Source organism: Carboxylicivirga sediminis, from assembly GCF_018156225.1.
Lineage (GTDB): Bacteria > Bacteroidota > Bacteroidia > Bacteroidales > Marinilabiliaceae > Carboxylicivirga > Carboxylicivirga sediminis.
Genome location: NZ_JAGTAR010000001.1, coordinates 99,665 through 124,122 on the forward strand (window position 1 = coordinate 99,665; position 24,458 = coordinate 124,122).

Sequence of the window (24,458 nt, forward strand, 5' to 3'; positions counted from 1 at the left end):
AAATTAATCAGAGATGACCAATTTGTTATCATTAATCTCAATTTTTTTCTTGAAATGAATTCTTAACTCAACTAATACATCCTCTAGCGAAGGATTAGTAAAGCGAGTAGTAATGAATAAATCACTTTTAGATGCCTTATTTTCAAAACCATGCAACTCTGAAAAGTGGTCCACAACTGTTTCCAGCACTTCATCCAATGAGGCTTTTTCGAAAATTATAGTACCAGTCTTCCAGGCAATACAGTTCGATGAATACAACGGGCTCTTAACTATTTTATCATTGGATAACACTGCTCTTTCACCAGCAGACACCTCAACCTTTTCCGATCCGGAAGTAAACATTACACGGCCTTCGGTGACCGATAAAGTAATAGTATTGTTACGCCTGTTCTCATCAATATTAAACTCAGTCCCCAGCACTTTAACTTCCGCATTACCTACTTTGACTACAAAAGGTTTCTCTGGATTTTTGGCTACTTTAAAATAAGCTTCTCCACGCAGCTTAAGTTTACGGGCGTCACCTTCAAAATCCTTTTCATATGCCAGAAAACTATTTTTATTTAATGAAACTTCTGACTGATCAATTAAAACAATACTATCTACCTCTTCATCAGTAGCAAAAGCTTCCCACTTACCAAAACCCGGTACTGATTGATGCAAAGTGTATGCAGCAATGATAACCAAGGCTGGTATCATCACGGCAGCAAACCTCATCAGCTTGCGCTTAAACGACAGCTTAATAAGTTTTGATTGCATGCCTACCCTGGTTTTAAATTTCTCAAAATCGCAGCCCACATCTACGGAGCGAAAAGCGACCAAAGCACAAGAATTATCCCAAACCTTTTGCATTTGGGTAAAGTAGGCAGCATTATCGCTGGACTGTTGTCGCCAATCTGCCAACACCTGCTCTTCCTCTGCTGAAATATCTTTAGCCAGATACTTAACAATCAGTTCGTCAATATGCTTATTTTGCTCATCCATTTGTTCTCAGTTTCATCATTAACAATTCTATCGTTGCTTTCTGCAATGACAGTATCATTAATGAAAATCCATCATACCAAAAATATTTGGCACCTCAGCTTGAGTTTCCTCCACCTTTTCAGCAACAGGTTCTTTCACTGACTGCTCAGCTATTTGTTTCGCTTCGGCTTTCACCTGTTTCTCATCTACCGGAGAAAGCAAGTCTGCTAATATTTGAAATACAAATTCCATTTCTAAATGCCTTTTAAGGTTACAAACTCTTTGTGTCGTATACTATGACAACTAAGTTTCTTGACACACGTAGTTGTAATGGTATTTTTATTTAAAAAAGAACAATAACAACCAGATCCAAGCCTCAAGATACCCGGCTAGTTGTGTTCTTAATGTCTTTAATGCTTTACTTATTTGTGTTTCTACCGTTCTTTTTGAAAGGTCTAACTGATCGGCAATTTCCTGATTGGTGTGTCCATCAAACCGACTCATCTCAAAAATACGCTTACACTGAGCTGGTAAAGTTTGAATAATAGAGAAGATACGCTGCTCCAACTCGGTTTCCTCTAGTTTATCATCCACGTAAGCTTCGTCATTTTTGTGTGAGATGTAAATATTGGCATGATGATCACGACGAATTTGGGTATGCTTAATTTGGTTTAAACAACGATTGCGCACACTCTGATATAAATGCGCTTTTAGCGACGAATGAATTTTTATTTCTCCACGCTTTTCGTAGAAGTTGACCATCACATCCTGAACCAACTCCCTTGCCAGATCGTCATCAACAACCACTTTTCTGGCAAAAACAACTAACTGCGTATAATACTTCAGAAACAACTCTTTAAAAGCTGCTTCGTTCCCCTTCTCAATGCCTTGTAATAGATCAGTTTCAGTCACCTAAAATTTTATGAATTATTGTGATGTTGAATGTGTGCAAACAAAAATATAAATTAACAGCTAATACTGATGCTATTGGCCACTTAAATCTCTTAATCAATATTCGGATTTAACTTTTTTTGGTTTATACCAGTTGTTCAGAATAGGTTTTTGATTACCTTTGCGCTATCATTTTCGGGATGTGGCGCAGCTCGGTTAGCGCACTGGTCTGGGGGACCAGGGGTCGCAGGTTCAAATCCTGTCATCCCGACGAACATACTTTTTATTGTTCATCAAAAACCTGTAAATCTTCTGATTTACAGGTTTTTGTGTTTTTATGCAAATTCATAATAAATCATCATTTTGAGCTTTGCTCGGGAGATATTCGGGAGTCAATTTCTTTTTCCTTATATTTACTCCCGATTGATTTTACAAAAACCTATGACAGTGAAAGTTACAGCTATTTAAAGTGTAGTTTTTCACCCCTTCTGATGATTGATTTTGATTGTTGAAATTAGCTAAAGAGCTAATTGAGAATGATTTACAACACACATTTATCAACAACAAAATCACAACAATGAACACACAAGAGCACACCTTTAGAATTTTATTTGTGGCCAGACCACAGAAAAACAACAAAGAAGAATCATCCATCTATGCCCGCCTGACAGTCAATGGCCACAGAACAGAGTTTTCCCTTAAGACAGATGTAAAAACCAAACACTGGAGCAAAGCCAAGGAAAGAGTCACTTCAACAACCATTGACGCACGAAAAACAAATTTCTACCTCGAAGGTGTTAGAAGTGAATTGACCAACATCTATCGAAACCTGCTGCTCAATAAGAAAACGCCCACCCCACACATTATCAAACAACTTTTCTTTGGCAACAGTGAGGAAGACATCACCTTGCAATATCTAATCGATTACCATGCTGAGTCACAAAAAGACATTTTAACCTGGGGAACGCTTAAGAATTATCTGACGACTGCTAAATACCTCAAGTCATTTCTTCAAAAAAGAAAAAAGCGAAATGACATCCTGTTGAAAGAACTCAACTATCGCTTCATAACCGAGTTTGAAGCCTTCTTACGGGCTCACCAACCTACCGACCATCAACGACCATTAACCAACAATGGCATCATGAAACACATGGAGCGCTTCCGCAAGATGATTAACATGGCCGTCAAACTGGAATGGCTGGAGAAAAACCCCTTCGACAAGTATCGTTTAAACTTTAAAAAGACCGAACGTGCCTTTTTGACACCTCAGGAACTGCAACGACTGGAAGAGAAACACTTCAGCATTGACCGAATACAGTTCACGAAAGACCTCTTTGTGTTAGCCTGCTACACAGGCTTGGCCTACATCGACGTCCATAACCTCACCCGTGATAATTTAGTGATCGGTATCGATGGTGGCCAGTGGATATATACCAAGCGTCAAAAAACTGAAATGCCGGTGCATATTCCTCTTTTACCTGCAGCCCAAGCAATCCTGGAGAAATATAAAGACAGCCCAAAGGCTATCAACCAAAACAAATTGTTTCCAGGCATATCCAACCAACGCCTAAACAGCTACCTGAAAGAAATAGCAGACTTGTGCAACATCAAGAAGAACCTCTCCTTTCACATTGCCAGGCATACCTTTGCCACCACTATCGCCTTATCCAACGGTGTCCCCATCGAAACAGTCAGCAAAATCCTAGGTCATACCAAACTATCTACTACGCAGGTTTATGCCAAAGTGGTGGAGAATAAAATCAGTGAGGACATGCTGGCACTTAAAGATAAACTCAACCCGAAAACCAATGGCAAGAAGCACTATGGCTCATAAGGTAAACAACACCATATCAATCAAAAAGCATCATTTTTATCAACATAAGTTTTCCTTTTTTATCAAAATTATTAAATTAGTAGAATCAGTTTCGGCCCCATCCGAAACTGATTTCGTTTAACTAAAAACTAAACCTTCTACACATGGAGTATATCTTGACAGAGATAGAGCGCCTTGTCACGAATATTGGTACACCCGATATTTGCCTGATAAAAAAAGGCATATCCAATGACGAATACTTCAAGACGGATATTGATAATGTCCACACCATCATTAAAGAACAATTACTGGCTGAATCATCCATTCTATGCTCCGATAAAAAACAGTCCACTTTAGTTCGTTTTTACCAGTCATGTATTATACGCCTGATTGACCAGATACAAAGTAAAACATGCACTTGCTGGACAGCTCCCAATTGCCACAACACAAATCTCAAACCGCTCATCATAGAATTGACGGAAGCGCTCGCCTTTATCCATGAACAATATGATAATTTCTTCGACATTCATTCCAACCTGCCTGAGGTCTGCTATCTGAAACACAAAGAAGCATTCATTATCCATAGACAAAAAATCAGCTCTTCACTGCTAAACCAGGAGATTAACTCAAAGGTTTTGAAAGTGCTTTTACATCCGCTTAATGATTTTATCGAACGCAAACAGGAAAGCTATACCTTTCACAACAAACACTATATTTACATGTGGATTAAGCGTTTATACGCTATAAACCTTCCTTTATTTAGCGATAATAAACTAAACGATTTTTACTGCAAAGAGATAATCACTTATAACCTTAACTCAGAAGAGACTATCCTGTTTATCACCAGCCACATCACAGAAACCTACAGACACGAAGAAAACCAGGCTGACCAGCTCTACACGCTCAAACACTTTCATAAATGCATCAAGCAAACCAGAACAATCAATAAAGCAGGCTACTGCCCTGACAAACCATCTATAAAAAAGACTCTATTAGGATGGCTCGAAACTGAGATAAACTTTCTGGAGCCCAAAAAACCTTTGGAAGATACATACCAAAGCCTTCTGACCGCTACAAATAAAAAGAACAAACACAACCTCAATACATCAGTTGCCAATCTGGGCTGTTTCCTCAGAGTACTTGTCGACACCTCCTATATCGAACCAACTAGCAAACAAGCCTTGTTTCGCTTAGTTCATGAGAACTTCAAGTCCAAAGAAAGTGATGAAGTGTCTATTCAAAACATTAGCAATAACTACTATTCTCCGCTCCCTACTACTTGGGAAGCTGTGAAAGATGACGTTCTGAACATCCTCAATTACATTCAGAAAAATAAAAATTAAACCAATTTTATCGATTTAAATAACTGATAATCATACACCCTTACAGGTGGCTTATATAAGCCCTGTAACTATTTTCATATCAGACGATTGTTTTCCTTTGTTGTCAATCAAAATCAATCATCAGAATCATGTCAATAGAAGTATTAACAACAGAAGACCTGAAAGAATTCAAAACTGAATTACTATCAGAAATCAAAAAACTCATCTTATCACAAGATGCAGCCCAAACCAAACAATGGCTAAAAACTAAGGAAGTTCTTAAAATCCTGCGCATATCCCCCAATACCCTCACCAACATGCGTATCAGCGGCGACTTCCCCGCCACCAAAATTGGCGGCATCTATTACTATAGCTATCAGGACATCCAGCAAATGCTCCTTCAAAACAAACAATCTTACTAGTATCTAAAAAAGGCGAAGCGGTTCTATAAGAAGCGAAGCCTCGTTCCAATATCTAAAGCGCAGCGCTCTCACCATGAACTACATCAAGCACCAAACTAATGTTTTCGCCTTGATGGATCAGATATCAAGCTTTAAACCATATCATATAAGCCTGTACCTTGTCTTGTTCAGAATGTGGAATACAAACCGATTTGAAAACCCAATCAGCATCTCAAGAACAGAAACCATGAAGCTTGCGAAGATTGGTTCCTCAGGAACTTATTTAAAAGCCCTTAAAGAACTTCACGCCCATGGCTTCATTCGCTACGACCCATCCTTTGACCCTACTAAAGGAAGTCTCATTCACCTGTTCACTTTTGACACAGCTACCTGTTCACTACCTGTATCAAAAATGACTCCTTCTATAAACAATACAAACAGTAAACAAACTAACACTCTCTATACAGAGGAAAATTTTTCAAAGTCTAATATTAAAAAAGAACTTAACATGAAAAAGAATCAAACAACTATCGGTTGCCGAGCGGAGTCGAGGCATGAGGGGGTAATCCCACCTCTCCAACATATCAAAATCTACTTCCACGAAAAAGGCCATCCAGAATCCGAAGCCCAACGCTTCTTCAACTACTACGAATCCAACGGTTGGCTTATCGGCGGCAAAACACCCATGAAAGACTGGAAAGCAGCCGCCCGCAACTGGATGCTCAACATCAAAAAATTCGAAAAGAAAGGTCTTGATGCTGAGCGGAGCCGAAGCACACACAACACCCGCAAGAAACAATTCCAGAAATCGGTCATCGAGCGGAGTCGAGATACAAAATCCGAAAATCCTCCATCCGTTCTTCGCCCAACTTCACCACAACCCTCATCCTCCAACTATAATGAACCTCTTTAATAAAATGTTCGGTCAATATCCTTTAACCAAGCTTTAAATCATTTCTCCCTTTTTAAGGGGAGATGCCAGAGGCAGAAGGGTAAAACAGTTTTTCAGTTCGACAAATCATCAGTTTTTCATTTCCTCAAATCGCAAGCTAATCAAAGCTGCAAATCATCTCAAATCTCATTACTCACTTCTCATCTCTTAAAAAATGCACTACCAAACCATCAACAACATCAACTACTACGATTTTCAAAAATCCCTTGACCTCATCACCCAAAAAGGCAAAGCCATTTATGGTCCGCATTTCAAACTTTATGAAGAAGACATGCCCATCATCAACAAACTATTTGCTTACTTCATTAACGACCCTAAAGAATGTGAACGACTTGGAATAAACCTACGCAAAGGCATTTTAATTCTTGGCCCCGTAGGTTGTGGTAAAACAGCATTAATGAAGCTAATGCCCTCCATATTACCCAGTCATCAACATTTCCCACTCAAAGCCTGCCGCGACATCAGTTTTGAATTCAAAAAAGATGGATTCGATACCATCCACCGTTACAGTAAACGAAGCTTTACCATTTCACCAGGGCAACGCATTCCCAAAACTATTTGCCTCGATGACCTGGGAGCCGAATCCAACATCAAGCACTACGGTTCCGAATGAAATGTCCTGGCCGAAGTAATATTGAGTCGCTATGATTTATTCATTTCTGACAGATTGATTACTCACTTAACTACCAATCTTAACGCCCAGGATATTGAAAAGCTCTACGGAAAACGTGTTAGAAGTAGATTAAGAGAGATGATGAATGTGATAATATTTCCAGAACACAGCCAAGATAAAAGAAGATAATGTCTAATCTTGGTTTATCTGTAATCATTGTTGCCTGTAAAATCGATACTGCCCTTATCACCTGCAAATAACTAACATTCTATAGCAAAACACATTCACTCTCCAATTACTAATACTTAGCGAAACTATTTTTACCACACATTATAGTTATACCTATATCTAACCTACTTTAATTCCAATGTGTAATTATTTAAACGCTCATGTCCTCGGATGGCATTAAAACCTTCCACCATTTCCTTAAGTTTATTAGGATGTTTTCCTGCAACATTCCTTAATTGACTAATATCTTCGTCCAAATTATAAAGCTGGTATACAGTATCATTACCCAATTCAATATTAACCAATTTATTCGTAGATGCTCCTTCATATGGAGGTATCATCACCCAGCTCCCTCTTCTATAAGCAGTTCGCGATGACGCTTCTAATATTAACTCATTCCTTCCTTTATCTGATACGCCCAGCAATGCAGCCAGAAGATTTTCACTGTCTGAAATTGTATTTTCACTTCCGGTTAAAGCGGCTAAAGATGCAAATAAATCAATCTGACATACCAATGCATCGGACACCTGAGGTTGAATGGTTCCTTTCCAATAAGTAATAAAAGGCACACGTGTTCCGGCCTCAAACAAGCTGTATTTCCCTCCTCTTAAAGCTCCGGCTGGTTTATGAGAACCTAATTTCTCAACCGCATCATCATAGTATCCATCATTTAATACCGGGCCATTATCACTTGACAATACGATGAAGGTGTTTTCCATTAGTCCTTCTTCTTCCAGGGTTTTAATAAATTCACCAATGCACCAGTCAGCTTCCAGAATAACATCTCCACGCGGCCCCATACCCGACTTACCCGCGAATCGTGGGTGCGGAGTTCGCGGCACATGAGGTTGCTGCATGGCATAATATAAGAAAAATGGCTTTTCTTTATTTGCATTCTCCTTTACATAAGCTTGAGCTTTTGCCAAGAAATGATCTGCCATATCCACATCGCTCCATTTGGCATTTTCTCCACCTTTCATATAACCAATTCGGGGGATTCCATTGACGATACTGTTATTATGCCCATGATGCCACTTCATTGTTAACAACTCTGGATTATCTTTTCCGGTTGGCTCTCCTTCGAAATTACTTGTATAACTAATCTTTATTGGATCATTCTTATCTAAGCCATCTACATACCCATTATCGATATAAACAGTTGGCACTCTATCTTGAGTGGCCGCCATAATATATGAATAGTCAAAGCCCACTTCATTGGGTCCAGGTGTCACGCGTTCATTCCAATCCACAACACCACTTCCCAATCCTAAATGCCATTTACCAACGATTGCAGTTTTATAACCTTGTTCTTTTAACATCTTTGGTACCGTCATTTGATCAGTACCTATTATTAAAGGTGCTGTACCTGGTAAAATAGCAGCATCTTTATTTCGCCATGGATACACCCCTGTTAGTAACGCATAGCGACTTGGCGTGCAGGTTGCTGAACTCGCATAACCATTTGTGAAACGTACTCCTCCATTAGCCAATGCATCCATTGCCGGCGTTTCTATTTCGGTTGCACCATAAGCGCCTATATCGCCATATCCTAAATCATCAAGGTAAATGAACACAATATTCGGATTGGAAAGCACCTGCTTACTCCTTGAGGATTGACAACCAACAAACGTGGTTACAATTAATAATATCACTATGGATTTAAATAAACCTATCTTCATAACATAACCTTTTTATGAAGGCTAAAGATAGATAAAGCAATGTGCAAGCTAAGTGGTCAAATGAAACATCAATAGGGGGCATAAGATCCTACTTTGCCAAAAGCAGGTCTTCCAAGTGCTAATAGCCATCTCTTTTTTCAGAAAGGTTAATAAAGGTTATCACCCACCACCTCAATAATGAAGTTTCACCCCCCTAATCTTCTAATAACATTGGCAAAGAAACAAACTGGCATTTTCTATTTTGTGCACAGAAAAAAGTCCTAAACACTATTACTTGTTTCACTAGAATATTTTATCAATGATCAGTAAAAATTGCTTTCATGTTTGTCTAAAAACGTCATCTCTTATTTTAAGGCATATTTGCATATTCCTTCTATTTCTCCTTTTCTCTTTTACCTCCCATGCCCAAAAGCAAAAATGGTTAGATACCTCATACAGTTTCAACGAACGAGCTGATTTTCTTGTTGAAGCGATGACGCTTGATGAGAAAATATCACAAATTGTTGATGCAACCCCTGCCATACCGCGCTTAGGCGTTCAGGAATACAACTGGTGGAACGAAGCACTGCATGGAGTTGCACGTAATGGTAAGGCAACCATCTTTCCGCAAGGCATCGCCATGGGCGCTTCTTTCAATACTGAACTTGTACAGAAAGTTGCAGAAGCAATTTCGGATGAGGCGAGAGCTAAGTTTCTTATCTCACAATCAATTGGCAATTATGGTAAATATGCAGGATTAACCTTTTGGACACCCAATGTTAATATTTTTCGTGATCCCCGCTGGGGACGTGGACAAGAAACTTATGGTGAAGACCCTTACCTGATGTCTGAAATTGGTGTAGCTTTTGTTAATGGTTTACAAGGTAACCACCCAAAATACTTAAAAACGGCAGCGTGTGCTAAGCACTATGCAGTTCACTCGGGGCCAGAACCACTGCGTCATCATTTCGACGTTTCTCCGTCAAAAAAAGATTTATACGAAACCTATTTACCGGCATTTGAGGCTTTGGTTACAAGAGGCAATGTTGAAGGTGTAATGGGGGCGTATAATGCTATTTATGGCCAACCTGCCTGTTCAAATGAATTTCTAATCAAAGACATACTCAAGAAAGAATGGGGCTTTAACGGATATATTGTTTCTGACTGCGGTGCAATTGCAGATATTCACAATGGACACCAGTATACAAATAATATAACCGAGTCAGCAGCTTTGGCCCTAAACACTGGCATTAACCTTAATTGCGGATATGCCTATAGTCATATCAAGCAAGCTATTGAAGAAGGATTAACAACAGAAGACGTGCTTGACCAACGTTTAAAAGAATTGCTCTTAACTCGTTTTAAACTAGGCTTGTTCGACCCTATTGAAATGAATCCGCACAATCAATTAAGCCCTGATATAATTAATTGCCAGAAGCACATTCAGCTAGCTAAGCAGATGGCATTAGAGTCTATTGTTTTATTAAAAAACGATAACAGTGTGCTCCCATTAGATAAAAACATTAAGACACCCTATGTCACCGGCCCTTTTGCAGCCTCCACAGATGTATTATTTGCCAATTATTATGGAATCAGCTCTAATATGGTTACCATTCTTGAAGGTATTGCCAATAAAGTTTCCCTCGGCACCTCATTAAACTATCGAATGGGCGCTTTGCCATTTCAGAAGAACCTTAATCCCAAAAACTGGGCACCGCATGTAGCAGCAACAGCAGATGCAACAATAGCCGTGGTAGGCATCTCTGCTGATATGGAAGGTGAGGAAGTAGATGCCATTGCTTCTCCTAGTCAAGGTGATAGGGTAAATCTTAAATTACCTCAGAACCAAATTAATTATGTAAAAGAAATTGCTGATAAAAAAACAGGTCCACTTATCCTGGTGGTTTGCAGCGGAAGCGCTGTTGCTTTACATGAATTATATGATTTATGCGATGCAATCCTGTATGTATGGTATCCTGGTGAACAAGGTGGTAATGCCGTGGCTGATATCATTTTTGGTGATGTTTCTCCATCGGGACATTTACCCATTACAATTCCTCAATCAGTTGAACAACTGCCTCCTTTTGAGGACTACAGTATGCACGAGCGTACCTATAAATACATGACCGAAACACCTTTATTTCCATTTGGCTTTGGTTTGTCCTATACACAGTTTGAGTTTAACGATATCAAAGTCAATAAAACCATCTTACGCAAAAAAGATAATGTAACAGTTAGCTGCCAATTGACCAATACAGGCCAAATGCAAGCTGATGCTGTTGCACAATTGTACCTTGTACCTGAAGATGACGAAGTGGAAACACCTCAATACATACTAAAACGCTTCATACGCATGAAATTAGGTAAAGGAAAATCACAGAAAGTTGAATTTACACTTTCTCCTGATGACCTTATGCTTTTTGATGAAGAAGGCGATAAAAGATGGAAAAAGGGTAACTACAAATTAGTAATTGGTAATGCATTACCTTCTGAACGTAGCCTTGAACTAGGGGCTCCAAAACCAGTACACGCAAGTATTGAACTGCATTAATTTCATTTTATTAAAACGGATTCAATTAGTGAAATATTAATAATCAGGAAGACAAACTCTTATTTCACCCCTTTATAATTCTCTTATACACCCCCTAATGCCGGAGTGATTAGTATAATTTACGCTTTTAATAAAAAAAATATGGCAGATTAAAACTGCCGAATGATATTAACTAAATTATTTATACATCATGGTAAATTCAAAAACGAATTATACCGTACCATTTGCTATCATGTCCTTCTTACTCTTCTTGCTTGGATTTGTAACCTGGATAAATAACATTTTGGTACCATTTATGAAAGTGCAGTTTTCAATTTCTGAGAGCCAAGCTCAACTGGTAAGCGCAGCATTCTTTAGTGCTTACATTATTTCTATTCCGGTGGGAGGAATTGTTAAAAAACTGGGGTATAAAATAAGCGTAATAATTGGCTCCATAATTACCGGTATTGGTTGCGCCGTATTCATTCCGGCATTAGGTATCGGCTATACAATGGTGCTGGCTGCCTTATTTGTTACCGCTATAGGCGTCGTCATCTTGCAAGTAGCCGCTAACCCATATGTTATTGCCCTTGGCATACCAGAAACATCAGCCTCACGACTAACATTGGCCATGGCTATTAACTCATTGGCAGCTGTACTGGCGCCGGTTATTGGTGGATACATTTTATCATCTAGCAACGGTGATATATCTGTAAATGAGAGTCTGGCTAAAACGATGTTTATCGTATTAGCTGCTATTTCAATTGGTACGGCTGTGTTATTAGTATTTATGAATCTGCCAGCCATTGAAGATGAGACCAATGACAGTACAGCGGGTGAAGGACGAAGAGCCTGGAGCTACCCGCACTTAATCTTTGGATTTGTTGCCATTGGAATGTATATGGGACTTGAGGTAGGAGTTGGTAACTACTTCTTAAACTACGTAGAGTATAATGTACAAGGTAAAACAATGGATTATGCTTCAAAAATCCTTGGATTTTATCCTTTAGGGTTCTTCATCGGCCGATTGATAGGTGCCGGTTTATTAAAGAAGTATGAAGTTTCTAAGGTACTTTTAGTCAACTCTGTTATTTGTGTGGTACTATTGGCAACTTTCTTTATTACCAAAGGTTCTACTTTCTCCATTTGGCCATTAATTGCTCAAGGCTTATTCTTATCGATCATGTGGTCAGTTTTATTCGATCTTTCTATGAAAGACATACCTGCATCAGCAGCAAAATTAGGTTCAGGCATCATTTGTACGGGAGTTATTTTTACAGGTATGTGGATGTTCATAATGGGAAAAGTGGTTGATTCTACTGCCACTGTCACCAACGGTATTATCGACCCGGCAACTGCGAACTACGGTATCGCTTATGCTTTCTTCTTCTTGTTCTACGCTTATATTATCTTTTTCACTTTAAAAGGTTCCAAAATCAGACGAAGCGCTTAAAATTGTCATTATTTTTAAAACATGAAGGTTGTTCTTGATTGAGAGAACAGCCTTATTTTTTATAGCCACCTACCCGCTTCATGTTTTTTTCATGCTTTTAATATTTATCTATATCAAGAGTTTTTCAGCACCTACTTTAGTCTCATCATTTGTTATCCACACCTTTATCTATTATGGTTTAAGCACATTTACTTTTAACCCCTTTTTATATGAACTTTTACACCCCATTAATTCCTTTCATCTAAGGTAATTTTAGGGCTAAAATAGCACATATGAAATGACGAAATAATGCACACATCAATACCGTTTTACAGTGATGAAAAGTATCAATGTGTATTCTGTCAGGTTCAATAAAAATTAAATCATATGAAACGACCATGCAAATTTGATTATTCTTACTTACACACATGAGGATGATTAAATTTATTTGGGAGTTCCATCTGACCATTAAAAAATAAATTTAAACAGATGAAAAAATTACTCTTGGCTTTAATGGCAACTATGTTTTTGCTGAGTTGCCAAACCACTGAAAAGAAGCAACGCAATACTGATTTTAACTTCGATTGGAAGTTCAGTCTTGAAGTTGATAGTGAAGCTCATAATACAAACTATAACGATTCACAGTGGCGAACTGTTAACCTACCGCACGACTGGAGTGTTGAATTCCCATTTGACACTATTAAAGGAGAAGGCTGCACCGGCTATCTACCTGGAGGTACAGGTTGGTACCGCAAGCATTTCAACATCGACTTTACAGATAATGAATTGGTTTCTATCTTGTTCGACGGCGTTTACAACCACTCTGATATTTGGATAAATGGTCATCACCTGGGATATCACCCATATGGTTACACACCATTCCACTACGACCTTACTCCGTATCTTAACAAGAATGGAAAAAACAATGTGATAGCAGTAAAAGTTGACCGCACACGTTTTGCCGACAGTCGCTGGTATACTGGTTCTGGTATCTACAGAAATGTAGAGATTATTAAAACCAATAAACTACATATACCTATATGGGGAACATTTGTTACTACGCCAGAAGCAAATGTTAAAGAGGCTACGGTAAATATTGATATTACCATTTCAAACCAATATACTGAAACACAAAACTGTCAATTGGAAACAAAAGTATTAGCTCCTGATGGTTCATTGGTCGCTTCTAAAACAACAGACATTAATATTGAAGCTTCGGCAACAAACCCAACGAGTCAAACACTATCGGTTTCAAATCCTTCACTTTGGAGCATTGAAAAGCCTACATTATTCACAGCCATCACCACCATCCTTAATAATGGCAGTGTAGTTGATACTTATGAAACGACATTTGGCATCAGAACCATTGAATTTGATGCAGATAAAGGCTTTTTCCTTAACGGCACAAACATGAAGATAAAAGGTGTTTGTTTGCACCACGATGCCGGCTTAGTAGGGGCAGCTGTTCCTAAAGAAGTTTGGCGTCAACGTTTGCAAACATTGAAGGACGGAGGCTGTAATGCCATTAGAATCTCTCATAATCCTGCCTCTGATGAGTTCCTGGATTTATGCGATGAGATGGGTTTTCTGGTGCAGGATGAGTTCTTTGATGAATGGGATTATCCAAAAGATAAGCGCCTGAATATGAATCAGCAGATTTCGACCGATTACATTACCGAAGGTTCAGATAAATATTTTCAGGAATGGGCAGAGCGCGACTTAAAAACCACCGTTATTGCACACCGCAACCACCCCAGTATTATTCAATGGAGCATTGGAAACGAAATTGAGTGGACTTATCCCCGTAATAAAAAAGCTTGCGGATTTTGGGATGCTGACTGGTCTGGCAACTACTTCTGGAGCCCAACACCCTTAAAGCCAGAGCAAATCAAAAAACGCTATGAAGAATTGGAAGCGCTTGACCACTCCATTGGCGAGACAGCCCAAAAATTATCGAAGTGGACCAAGGAGTTGGATACCACCAGACCTGTTATTGCCAACTGCATTTTACCTTCGGCCAGCTATGTTACGGGTTATGCCGATGCTTTAGATATTATTGGTTTTAGCTATCGCCGTGTAATGTACGACTACGGGCATCTGCACTTTCCTGACAAGCCATTAATGGGCACTGAGAATTTGGCACAATGGCACGAATGGAAAGCAATTATGGAACGACCTTTTGTATCAGGGACATTCCTTTGGACAGGGACAGATTACATGGGCGAGGCACATCAGCGCAACAAAGGAGACATCAGACGCAGAGGTACACTTAGCGGATTATTGGATTTTGCCGGATTTGAAAAACCTTCATTCTACATGATGAAATCACTGTGGAACGAAGATGAAGCAACCCTTTATTTATCTACTCAAATTTTGGAAAAATCTAAATATAAGCTAAATAAAAACGGTGATGTCATAGAAAAGAAAGCGGGTCAATGGAAGAACGCACTATGGGAATGGCACGCTGTCAACGAACACTGGAACTATCAGGACAATGAGGATATTGTAGTTGAAATCATTTCTAACTGCCCGGAAGTTGAACTTTTCCTTAACAACACAAGCCTTGGCATTAAAAAGCTTTCCGACTTCGAGGATCAACTATACAAATGGCATGTTCCTTTTAAGGCTGGGAAATTAGAGGCAAAAGCCGTATACCGGAACAAAGCAATTTCGTCAAGCATACAGACGGCTATCAAACCAGTTCAACTGCAAATAATGAGCAATAAGTCATCTTTAATAGCAGATGGTTATGACGTATCACATATTACAGTCCAGTTGATTGATGAGCATGGGACTCCGGTTAAACACACCGAAGAAGAAGTGCAGTTCAGCATTGAAGGTGATGTAACAGCTCTGGGGGTAGATAATGGCAACGGCTACAGCCTGCAAACATACCAATCAGATAAAGTAGTGACTTCTAATGGCCGCGCATTGCTAATCGTTCAGTCAAACAAAAAAGGTAAAAGGGCCAAAGTAAGTGCTTCATTTAAAAACAGCCCTGTTGCATCTATTGAATTACTTCTTAACAACTAAGACATGAGAGCATTAACACTATGCATTACGCTATTACTTTTAATAGCATGTAGTTCAAAAAAGCGAAACACCGATGATCTGGATTTTTCAAAACTATTGCTCCCGGTTGATCAGCAAAATATTTTATACGACTCAACGGAGAATTTCAATTGGGGGGCATCAATTGTAAAGGGTGAAGATGGAAAATACCATGCCTTTTATTCTCAAATGCGACGCAAATATGGTTTTAAGTCATGGCTTACAGATGGGGTTATTTCTCATGCAGTGGCGGATTCCCCGGCTGGTCCCTACATGCATTTGAACACCGTGCTTGAAGGGCGCGGTCCCGATTATTGGGATCCTTATACTGTGCATAACCCATGGATACAAAAGTATGGCGATAACTATTACCTGTACTACATTTCAACCAATTTAAACAATCAAACCCTGTCTACAGATGAGTATGATCAGGCGAGGCATCAATGGATAGATAACAAATACAGAGCATTAGTGCGTGAAAATCAACGCATAGGACTTGCCTTTTCAAAAAGTGTATATGGGCCCTGGGAAAGATTGAATTCACCCATTGTTGAACCGGCAGGTCCTATTGAGACAATCACATGCAATCCTGCTGTTACGCAACGACCCGACGGTGGATTTCTAATGCTTGTCAGAGGGGACAAACCGAATGTAAATGAACTGGTTCGCAGCCAAGCTATTGCCCTGTCTGATAAGCCAGAAGGCCCATGGAAAATCCAGCCCATTGCAGCAGTTGGCGACCTAAATGCAGAAGATCCGGCTGTTTGGTACGATAAACATCGAAACCGCTATTATGGCATTTATCATGCCTTTGGCTATCTGGGTTTAATTACTTCTGAAGATGGACTAAACTGGCAAAAAGCTAAACATTACAAAGTGAGTGACCTCGAATACCAACATAAAGATGGGAGAACTATTAAAGTAGCCCGCATGGAACGTCCATTTGTTTACCTTGAAAATGATAAACCAAAAGTACTGTCTGTTTCAATTAAGCTAGACAATGGTGAATCTTATTCACTCTTTATTCCGCTTAAGCAAAGCTAAGCGGCAATAATCGTAAAAACAGTTGGGAATCATACAAACTAAAGGGATGCTCTGAATGAACATCCCTTTAGTTTTTCCTCTACTTAACAACTTTAATCGGATATATTTCTTTGGTATAGAGCATACCATCAGATGATGCCATACCGACATATATGTAATAAATACTTCCTTCAGCAAGCTCAGAAGATGGCACCCTGTTTTTCAAATCTATAATAGCCTTCATCGTTCCTGATTGTTTACCTAAACTGGATTCATCCACAATCATTTCAAAATTACCATCGGCCATCCATCGTTTATTTAAGGAGCGAAACCATACTTTTACACCTCCCATATCTCGTGCCATTACTGTATTTCCAGATCCTGCATGATAATTTACAGTTAATTCTATTTTATCACCGACTTTATAGGCCGTATTTCGTAACTCTTCTTCTTGCTCAATTTCAATAGATGGCTGTATATATGGTAAAACATTTATTTTCCGAATATCTATAACATCCATATTATTCTGTTCGTAAGCTTTTACTGTAACTTCTCCGCTTTTTATTGGGTTCAAAACACCATTTGAATTAATTGTTGCAACAGATTCATTATCACATTCCCATATAATTTGGGGAACATCTGCATGATTAGGACTGTACTTGTATGCTAATTGTAGCTGATTTCCCACGTACACCAGAGTATCCGTCATTATCATCTCTATCTTATTGACTGGTATCGGCTTCCACCTCGAAATCTTAAGTTTCTGAGAAACTGCTAATCCATTTACTACAGATTTTGCCGTAATAATTGCAGATTGCCCAATCCTTCCAACAGCAGTTACCCATCCGGCCTGATCAACCTTTAACACTGAACTATCGGAAGATGTCCAGAGAAGGTTTTGATTAGCATTTTGAGGCTTTATGTCGGTTAATAACTTATAAGATACTCCTTTTCTGATTTTGGAAATACTGCTGTTTATTGTAATAGAAGTAGGATCAACATTATCAGTATCAAATATTTGATTTGCTTTTTTGTTATTAAATTCCACTTGCTCACCATTTCGCCAAATAACTCTAATATTCTTTACCTCATCCTCTTTTCCTAAGCCAAAGTGTATCATATTCAGCATGCTCTGAGAAAATATCATGCCGGAAGAACCAACCCTTTTTCGATATATTTTTGTAGGCGTTTCAAGTATGACAACAGCTGACGTTGCATCAATAAACGAATTGGGCGCATAACCAACTCGTACCGTAGCATAATTAGCTTTCGTTTTGCTAACATTATTCAAAAGGTACCACATTCCATACTCATCGTTACCGTTAAGTAAGTCTAACCTTCCATCATTATCAAAATCAAAAGCTTGTCCCATATCGCCATGACCTTCCTCTTCCTCTCCATGGGCACCATGTCCGGTAAATGGTTCAAAGCGGCCACTACCTGTATTGACTAACATATAATCGGTATATTTTCGCTTCAGTTGCCCCCATCGATGTAAAAATAAATCCTGGTGGCCATCGTTATTAAAATCGCCAACCGACACGCCTGAATGATTACCAAATTGAGGTACATTCCAGTCTTTTGAAACATCTACAAACTTTCCATTGACATTTTGAAGCAGCACATCATGCGGGTTTCTGTTTAAACGAACAAACTCGGGACTGGCATTTTTTATACCGCTTAAAGAAAAACCTACATTCCAAAAAATATCACCGTTGATAACCACAGCAGAGCGCCATTGTTCTTTACCAACATGACCAAAATAAATTCCATCGTCTGTGATATCTTCAGGCCATCCTGCTGCATCTTGCTGATTAATTAACAGACGTCCATTTCTAGTGAGGTATGTTGTGCTTTTTGAACTTCCTAAGAATATTGGAAACTCCTCGCCATTAAATCCATTGCGCCCTACAAAGTCGTAATTATGCAAATCAATATCCTTATCGGCTTCTATTGCTAACTCAAAACAACCTTTGTCACGGATTTTAATATCCATACTCATATGTACCGGACAAAAGTCAAAAGATGGTTTGTTTCCCACGCCAAAGGCATTTCCTCGTGCAAAATACAAATCAGAGTATCCATCATTATCGACATCTACATCTGTTACTCCCATCATATTACCAAGTTCTTTAAACCCTTCAGGTAACATTTTAGTAGCATCTGTAAACGTAAAATCGCCATTTCCCAGCCAAATAGTATTGGTTGGATCGTATAGCACAATATCATCAATGCCATCGTTATTTATATCGCTTACCAAAGCTCTTTGTGCATCAGCATTTTCAATTCCCTCTACTTGTACTAATTCAAAAGTACCATCGCCTTTATTTCTATAAAAATTATGCTGCGGTGTTTCGCCCTGTATACCTTTCGCATTTACCAACATAAGATCCAGCCAGCCATCGTTATCCATATCGGACCAAATGGCTCCTCGCCCTCTTGCACCTACCGTTATTCCGGCATCCAGTGTAACCAGAGTCAGTTTTCCATTATCATTTCTGTATAAGTCGGGTAATGATGGATTTTTACCATTACCGCCTCCCTTTGTTTGTATGACATCTAAATCCCCGTCATTATCAAAATCGGCACATGAAGCACCGTGCAAATCCTGCATGTACCATCGTGATAAATCCTGATTGTGCTTAGTCACCGTCCCATCGCCATTATTCCAGTACAACTTATTGGTTTCGGCATTGTGGTTGGTCACAATAAAATCGTAATGCCCATCTTGATTAATATCGGCAATACATGGCCCTCCGTATTTGATTGATTCAACCCTATCCATTCCGGCCCTCTCTGATATATCAGCAAACCGAGGCAGATTAATATTTGAAACGTCTTCAAAAATGATTTCATTAACTGTAATGTCGCCATTTTCAGCTTTTAACATCAAGGTTATTTCACCCAACGATGTAAATTGTACTAATGCAGATATAACTCGAGTTCCCGATTCCGGAATATCAATATTATCTAACAATAACCTGTTATTCTCATATAGACTCAGGTTGGCGTAATCAGATTGGATTGCCAGATTAATTTGTACAATTTTAGTTAAACTGCCTTCAACCTTGTATGTTATCAACTGATGATTATTTAAAGTAACCCGTATTGGCTTAGAAATTATTTGGCTGAATATCGAAACAGACACGAATAACGATATCAACAAACTAATTAAAGTTCTTCTCATTTTTTTATAATATTTAATGCTTAAAGAATAATCACTAATATCAAAAACAGTTGGCTTTAAATAGGGGGGTGGAAGTGACAATTTAGAGTCGTTTTTTGGTGCATTTTAGATTATAAATTAAACTAAGCCGACAATAGTAAAACCCAAGCACATTAATAAAAGGTCCAAAAAAAGGAGAAACAGCAATGCCATTTCTCCCTTTAGAATTATTACGACTCGAACTAAACTTTACTCATAACCAACAGCACGCGGTGTCTCCGTATCACTTTCATACTTCTTTCCATTCTCCTCTAGCAGTTCGTCAAAAAACTGATAGTAATTGCCATATTTGTATTTAGCTTCGTGCTGCCTACGAATATCCCACCAGTTATTAAAGAATTCCTTTGCTTTTACCTGGTCTCCAATTAAGAAAAAGTAATCGTTGCTACTTAGAACATGCCCTTTCTTATTGGTTAGTTCCAAAGTCACATAAAACTTCTTGGTCACGCTCTTTAGAACCTTTTCTTCAACCTTAAAAAAGGATTTAGCACTATTCTCTTCCACCTTGGCAATATCGTATTTATGAGCTACCAGTACTTTTCCGTTATCATCTTTTATTTCAAACTTAAGTTTACAGTTACTATAGCTTTCAAACATGTCGTTTACCACCCAAATGTCCCCAACAAAAGGCTCGTTGTTGCTCCAGCGGCGCTTTTTAAAATCAAAATTAACAAGCAATGGCTGGTAGGCTTTCTTCACAAAATCATAGGAGCGCTTAGGCTTTTGATAATTATCAACAATACCCCATTTCATATCGGGCCAGTAGGTTATCCAGTGACAAAGGGCAATGCCACTTAAGTTAGGTTTTTGACGGCGGAAATATTCTATTCCATTTTGAAAGATAATCCCCTGTGCATCTTGTGTTGCATTTACAAACTCTTCCAATGAACCAGTCATCTCGCTATCAAAAACATCCCAATTTTGCATTCGAAGACGTGTTAAATCAGCCCAGTGGTGTCCCCAGCTTAATCCCGGAGGCCACATTTCATTTTCTGGAATAAACTTTTTCAGGCTTTCAACTGATGGAACAGATGTGATTGCAAATTCGGGCACGATCGGAAATTCCAAAGTCTGGTACCAGTCTTCGTGCAACCATTTACCCATATCGTAGAAATAACGTAGTGCATGTACCGCTTCTTTTGGCTTGTATCCAGCAGCTTTTGATACATGGCAAGTCAGAGGCGAATCGGGCACATAAGGCAATTTGACATAGGCTTGTAACGAATCGCCTAATCGCTCAAGAAAACGACGTCCAAATTGTGGATCTCGTGTGCGCAATAACATCTCTTCACCTCCTTCCATCATAATCAACGATGGGTGATTACGACGCTCCTTAATAACTCTCACGCCTTCATTAAAAATCTCTGCTAAGCGCTCTTCCTCATCCGGAATATTACCTGTCCCCAATGGAATCATATCTTGCCAAACGGTCATACCCATTTCATCACAATATTGATAAAACTCGGGTATTTCAGGCGGGTGCCATCCGAATATACGAATGTTATTCAGGTTGGCTTCTTTGGCCAATCGAATCAACTCTTTATATTCGTCAATGGATGTACGTCCGACGAAAATATCGGGTGGCCCGCCCCAACATGCTGAACGGATAAAATGAAATTTACCGTTGATATAGGTAGAGCGTGGGAAACTTACATCTACGCCCTTTTTAAAGCCAGGATTCCACTTTGAAGTTACCTTTCTAATTCCAAAAACTGTTTCATTAAAATCATGGTTAATCTCACCATTCTTAACAGAGATACGTGCCTTGTATAGGTTAGGCTTACCCATATCCCATGGCCACCACAACTGCGGTTCATTAAGGTGTATCGTCTTCTCAACCATATGCACCCCCGGCTTAATCACCTGCGTAAACTCCACCGTTTTTTCCTTCATCGCAAAGTTTTTCCCTTCCAGTGACGCGATGAAAGTCATTTCTTTAGCCTGATTATCTGTATTTTCAACTGTCATCTCCAGTTTTACATCAGCAGAGCCATCTTTATTAACCGTATTGTTAGCATACACATCTTCAAACCTGACTTTACCAGTGGATACCATACGTACCGGACGATATATACCAAAGGGGATAACATCACGCCAGTAATCACCAAACCAAGGTGTTTTCTTACCTGCTACTAAAGCATTAACGCGCGGAGGAGGTGCTAATTTCACAACCAACATATTGGTACTGGCCAAAAAGTCATGCTTTGAGATACGAAGAGCATCATTTACGACAAAAGAAAAACCTGAAAATGCACCTTCATGACTACCCAGATAATGACCGTTTAACCACACATCACAAGCATAGTCAACACCATCGAATTCAATCTTCACAACCTGACCGTTAATCTCTTCGCTCACATGAAACTGTGTAGCATACCACCACTCATACTGCTGAACCCATTGAGCTTTTACACTATTCCGCCCGAAATATGGATCGTCAATAGCCCCGGCTCGCCACAAATCAGTATAAACATCACCGGGTACTTTGGCGTAGTTCCAAACCAATGTTTCAATGTCTTCGGGAGGCAAATTGTGGAGTCCCATTTTAACACCCTCACCGGGCAACATCATTTTCATAGTCCATTTCTGACTACTTAAGTCACGTACCAACTGACTGTTCTCTTTATGAGACACCATTGTATTGGGCTGTGCAAAGAGCAAAGTTGGTAACAATATCGATAGGACAATAGCTAATTTTTTCATTTCTTCCTGTCTTTGATTTAGATTTCGGTTTTTTGATATCAGCTAATAATTACAAAACAGAGCGTTTAAAGCTTTCGATATTAGTTTGTCAATCATACAATAACACCCAAAAAAGGAATTAAAATGATTCAAAAAAGCCCGAAAAAGTATATTCGACGCACTTTTACTCATCCTTCAAGAATAGGTTATATTATCATTAGTTTCTTTTGCAATGACTTTCCATTGTAGTTGAGCCTTAAAAAGAAAACACCCTTATTTTGCGTATTCAATACCACTTCGTGTTGATTACCGGAAATAACCCCGGCAAATACCTGTCGCCCTTGAACTGTATATATATAAACAGTTTGATTCTCCACTTCTTTAGGAAAACGGATGGTGAAACGTCCGCTATTGGGGTTAGGATAAACACTGATTCCTTGTGATTCGACATCATTAATACCTGTTCCTTCCACCGGTTTATAAACACGAATCCAGTCAACTTTCATCGTATTCTTGGCATCATCAAGCAAATCGGCATCCGTTGGTGTCCTATTGGCATCCACATGCCAATCTTGCGACTCTACATTAATAATAATATCCATAGCTTTATTCATACCGCTGCCACCCTGATGATTATAAGGGTCAATCACACTGGTTGTAGATATGCTACTGGCTGCTTCAAGTGTTTCGAAAGAATATGCAGAACTCGTTGCATATTGAGTCACTTTCTGATAACCTCCATCCATATCCAAATCACCATTTGTCATACTCGGATAGGTATAATACCAGGTGTTGCCTATTTTGGTAGCAAAAGCCTTATGATACAACACACGCACCAATTCACCATCTACATAATATTCAAAGTGAAATGGACTTATCCAGTTAACGCCAACACGTACATACTTTCTGTCGCCATTGTTCCAGCAATACTCGCCCCAACTATCAACATCGCTACGTGCCCACCAGCTGTTACGATCTCGTGGCTGATAGTCTATAATATCATCACTACGCTCAAACGAGTGATGACTCAGGTGAATAAATTCTGCAAAATAGGCATTACCATTATCTGCTCCGCCATAACATTCAATAATGTCTATTTCCTGCCAATCATCAGAGCTCAAAAGCCACACATCGGATGCAAGAGTAATATTTGCAACACTAACAGCGGCCTCAACAAATACAGGATATTGAACAGTTTTAGTTGAAGTTATACAACCAGCATTTATCCCGGCTTCGGGCTTACCCATTTTATTGGGCCATGGTGACATGGGTGCGGATTCACTAGATTGATACCACCGCGACGCTTTTAATAGCAAATCACTACCATCGACCGATACGTGATTATACTTCCAATAAGTGGTGCCTGGCCCATCCCAATGGTTATGGTAGAAGTTTGTCCATTTATCTGCAAATGTGGTTTTCTCTGTAACGGCATCAAACTGATAGTTAAAATCGTCAGATATATCAGCTTGTAATTCCCAAACATTTCCTTTTCCAGCATTGGCCGGCACCTGATAATCCTTCCAGTCTTGAGCCACGCTAAAATTTGCAACCAACCCTAAGCCCAATATAAACCCTAACCTTTTCATATAATGCATCTTTTAAATCAAATTTTTCACACTACAAGAATAGGCTATTATGACTTTCAATAGAGGCTGCAGAACGTGTTTTAATGG

16 protein-coding genes and 1 tRNA gene are annotated in these 24,458 nt (G+C 39.1%); 10 read left to right on the forward strand and 7 right to left on the reverse strand.

Going from position 1 to position 24,458, the window contains the following annotated elements; genetic code table 11:
• Positions 1-3: 3 nt before the first annotated feature.
• The 3 genes from KDU71_RS00415 to KDU71_RS00425 all read right to left on the reverse strand — a co-directional run bounded on the left by KDU71_RS00415 (position 4) and on the right by KDU71_RS00425 (position 1,872).
• The gene (locus KDU71_RS00415) at positions 4-981 is read right to left on the reverse strand and encodes a FecR family protein (protein ID WP_212187915.1); all 978 of its coding nucleotides are present in this window, start codon (positions 979-981) and stop codon (positions 4-6) included.
• Positions 982-1,038: 57 nt separating this feature from the next.
• On the reverse strand, positions 1,039-1,212 hold the full coding sequence (locus tag KDU71_RS00420; protein WP_212187916.1) for a hypothetical protein: 174 nt from the start codon (positions 1,210-1,212) through the stop codon (positions 1,039-1,041).
• An 87-nt stretch (positions 1,213-1,299) separates the two neighbouring features.
• Positions 1,300-1,872 carry an RNA polymerase sigma-70 factor gene (locus KDU71_RS00425; RefSeq protein ID WP_212187917.1) on the reverse strand — a complete coding sequence of 191 codons (573 nt, stop codon included), beginning with the start codon at positions 1,870-1,872 and terminating at the stop codon, positions 1,300-1,302.
• A 175-nt stretch (positions 1,873-2,047) separates the two neighbouring features.
• On the opposite strand from KDU71_RS00425, the gene KDU71_RS00430 reads away from it, so the two are divergent.
• The 6 genes from KDU71_RS00430 to KDU71_RS00455 all read left to right on the forward strand — a co-directional run bounded on the left by KDU71_RS00430 (position 2,048) and on the right by KDU71_RS00455 (position 6,952).
• A tRNA-Pro gene (locus KDU71_RS00430) sits at positions 2,048-2,122 on the forward strand.
• A gap of 306 nt (positions 2,123-2,428) precedes the next feature.
• Entirely contained in the window at positions 2,429-3,685 is a 1,257-nt protein-coding gene (locus KDU71_RS00435; protein ID WP_212187918.1) for a site-specific integrase, read from the forward strand.
• A 143-nt stretch (positions 3,686-3,828) separates the two neighbouring features.
• Positions 3,829-5,007 (forward strand): hypothetical protein, encoded by a 1,179-nt coding sequence (locus KDU71_RS00440; RefSeq protein ID WP_212187919.1) that lies wholly within the window; start codon positions 3,829-3,831, stop codon positions 5,005-5,007.
• Positions 5,008-5,135: 128 nt separating this feature from the next.
• Complete coding sequence (locus tag KDU71_RS00445; RefSeq protein WP_212187920.1) at positions 5,136-5,408, forward strand: helix-turn-helix domain-containing protein; 273 nt, start codon at positions 5,136-5,138, stop codon at positions 5,406-5,408.
• Positions 5,409-5,481: 73 nt separating this feature from the next.
• Complete coding sequence (locus tag KDU71_RS00450; RefSeq protein WP_212187921.1) at positions 5,482-6,300, forward strand: hypothetical protein; 819 nt, start codon at positions 5,482-5,484, stop codon at positions 6,298-6,300.
• Positions 6,301-6,493: 193 nt separating this feature from the next.
• On the forward strand, positions 6,494-6,952 hold the full coding sequence (locus KDU71_RS00455) for a P-loop NTPase family protein (RefSeq protein WP_212187922.1): 459 nt from the start codon (positions 6,494-6,496) through the stop codon (positions 6,950-6,952).
• A gap of 353 nt (positions 6,953-7,305) precedes the next feature.
• On the opposite strand, the gene KDU71_RS00460 is transcribed toward KDU71_RS00455, so the two are convergent.
• Positions 7,306-8,859, reverse strand: a complete 1,554-nt coding sequence (locus KDU71_RS00460; RefSeq protein WP_212187923.1) for a sulfatase family protein — start codon at positions 8,857-8,859, stop codon at positions 7,306-7,308.
• 298 nt (positions 8,860-9,157) lie between these two features.
• Between KDU71_RS00460 and KDU71_RS00465 the strand changes: the two genes are divergently transcribed.
• The 4 genes from KDU71_RS00465 (at position 9,158) to KDU71_RS00480 (ending at position 16,895) form a co-directional block, all read left to right on the forward strand.
• Positions 9,158-11,389, forward strand: a complete 2,232-nt coding sequence (locus KDU71_RS00465; protein WP_212187924.1) for a glycoside hydrolase family 3 C-terminal domain-containing protein — start codon at positions 9,158-9,160, stop codon at positions 11,387-11,389.
• A gap of 190 nt (positions 11,390-11,579) precedes the next feature.
• Positions 11,580-12,821 carry an MFS transporter gene (locus tag KDU71_RS00470; protein WP_212187925.1) on the forward strand — a complete coding sequence of 414 codons (1,242 nt, stop codon included), beginning with the start codon at positions 11,580-11,582 and terminating at the stop codon, positions 12,819-12,821.
• A gap of 468 nt (positions 12,822-13,289) precedes the next feature.
• The gene (locus KDU71_RS00475) at positions 13,290-15,833 is read left to right on the forward strand and encodes a glycoside hydrolase family 2 TIM barrel-domain containing protein (RefSeq protein ID WP_212187926.1); all 2,544 of its coding nucleotides are present in this window, start codon (positions 13,290-13,292) and stop codon (positions 15,831-15,833) included.
• A gap of 3 nt (positions 15,834-15,836) precedes the next feature.
• On the forward strand, positions 15,837-16,895 hold the full coding sequence (locus KDU71_RS00480) for a glycoside hydrolase family protein (protein WP_212187927.1): 1,059 nt from the start codon (positions 15,837-15,839) through the stop codon (positions 16,893-16,895).
• Between the two features lie 79 nt (positions 16,896-16,974).
• Here the strand turns inward: KDU71_RS00480 and KDU71_RS00485 are convergent, their stop codons facing one another.
• From KDU71_RS00485 to KDU71_RS00495, 3 genes are all read right to left on the reverse strand, one after another.
• Positions 16,975-19,956, reverse strand: coding sequence for an FG-GAP-like repeat-containing protein (locus KDU71_RS00485; protein WP_212187928.1), 2,982 nt, complete (start codon positions 19,954-19,956; stop codon positions 16,975-16,977).
• A gap of 333 nt (positions 19,957-20,289) precedes the next feature.
• Entirely contained in the window at positions 20,290-22,803 is a 2,514-nt protein-coding gene (locus tag KDU71_RS00490) for a glycoside hydrolase family 2 protein (protein WP_212187929.1), read from the reverse strand.
• A gap of 185 nt (positions 22,804-22,988) precedes the next feature.
• Positions 22,989-24,371, reverse strand: a complete 1,383-nt coding sequence (locus tag KDU71_RS00495; protein ID WP_212187930.1) for a T9SS type A sorting domain-containing protein — start codon at positions 24,369-24,371, stop codon at positions 22,989-22,991.
• Positions 24,372-24,458 lie beyond the last annotated feature (87 nt).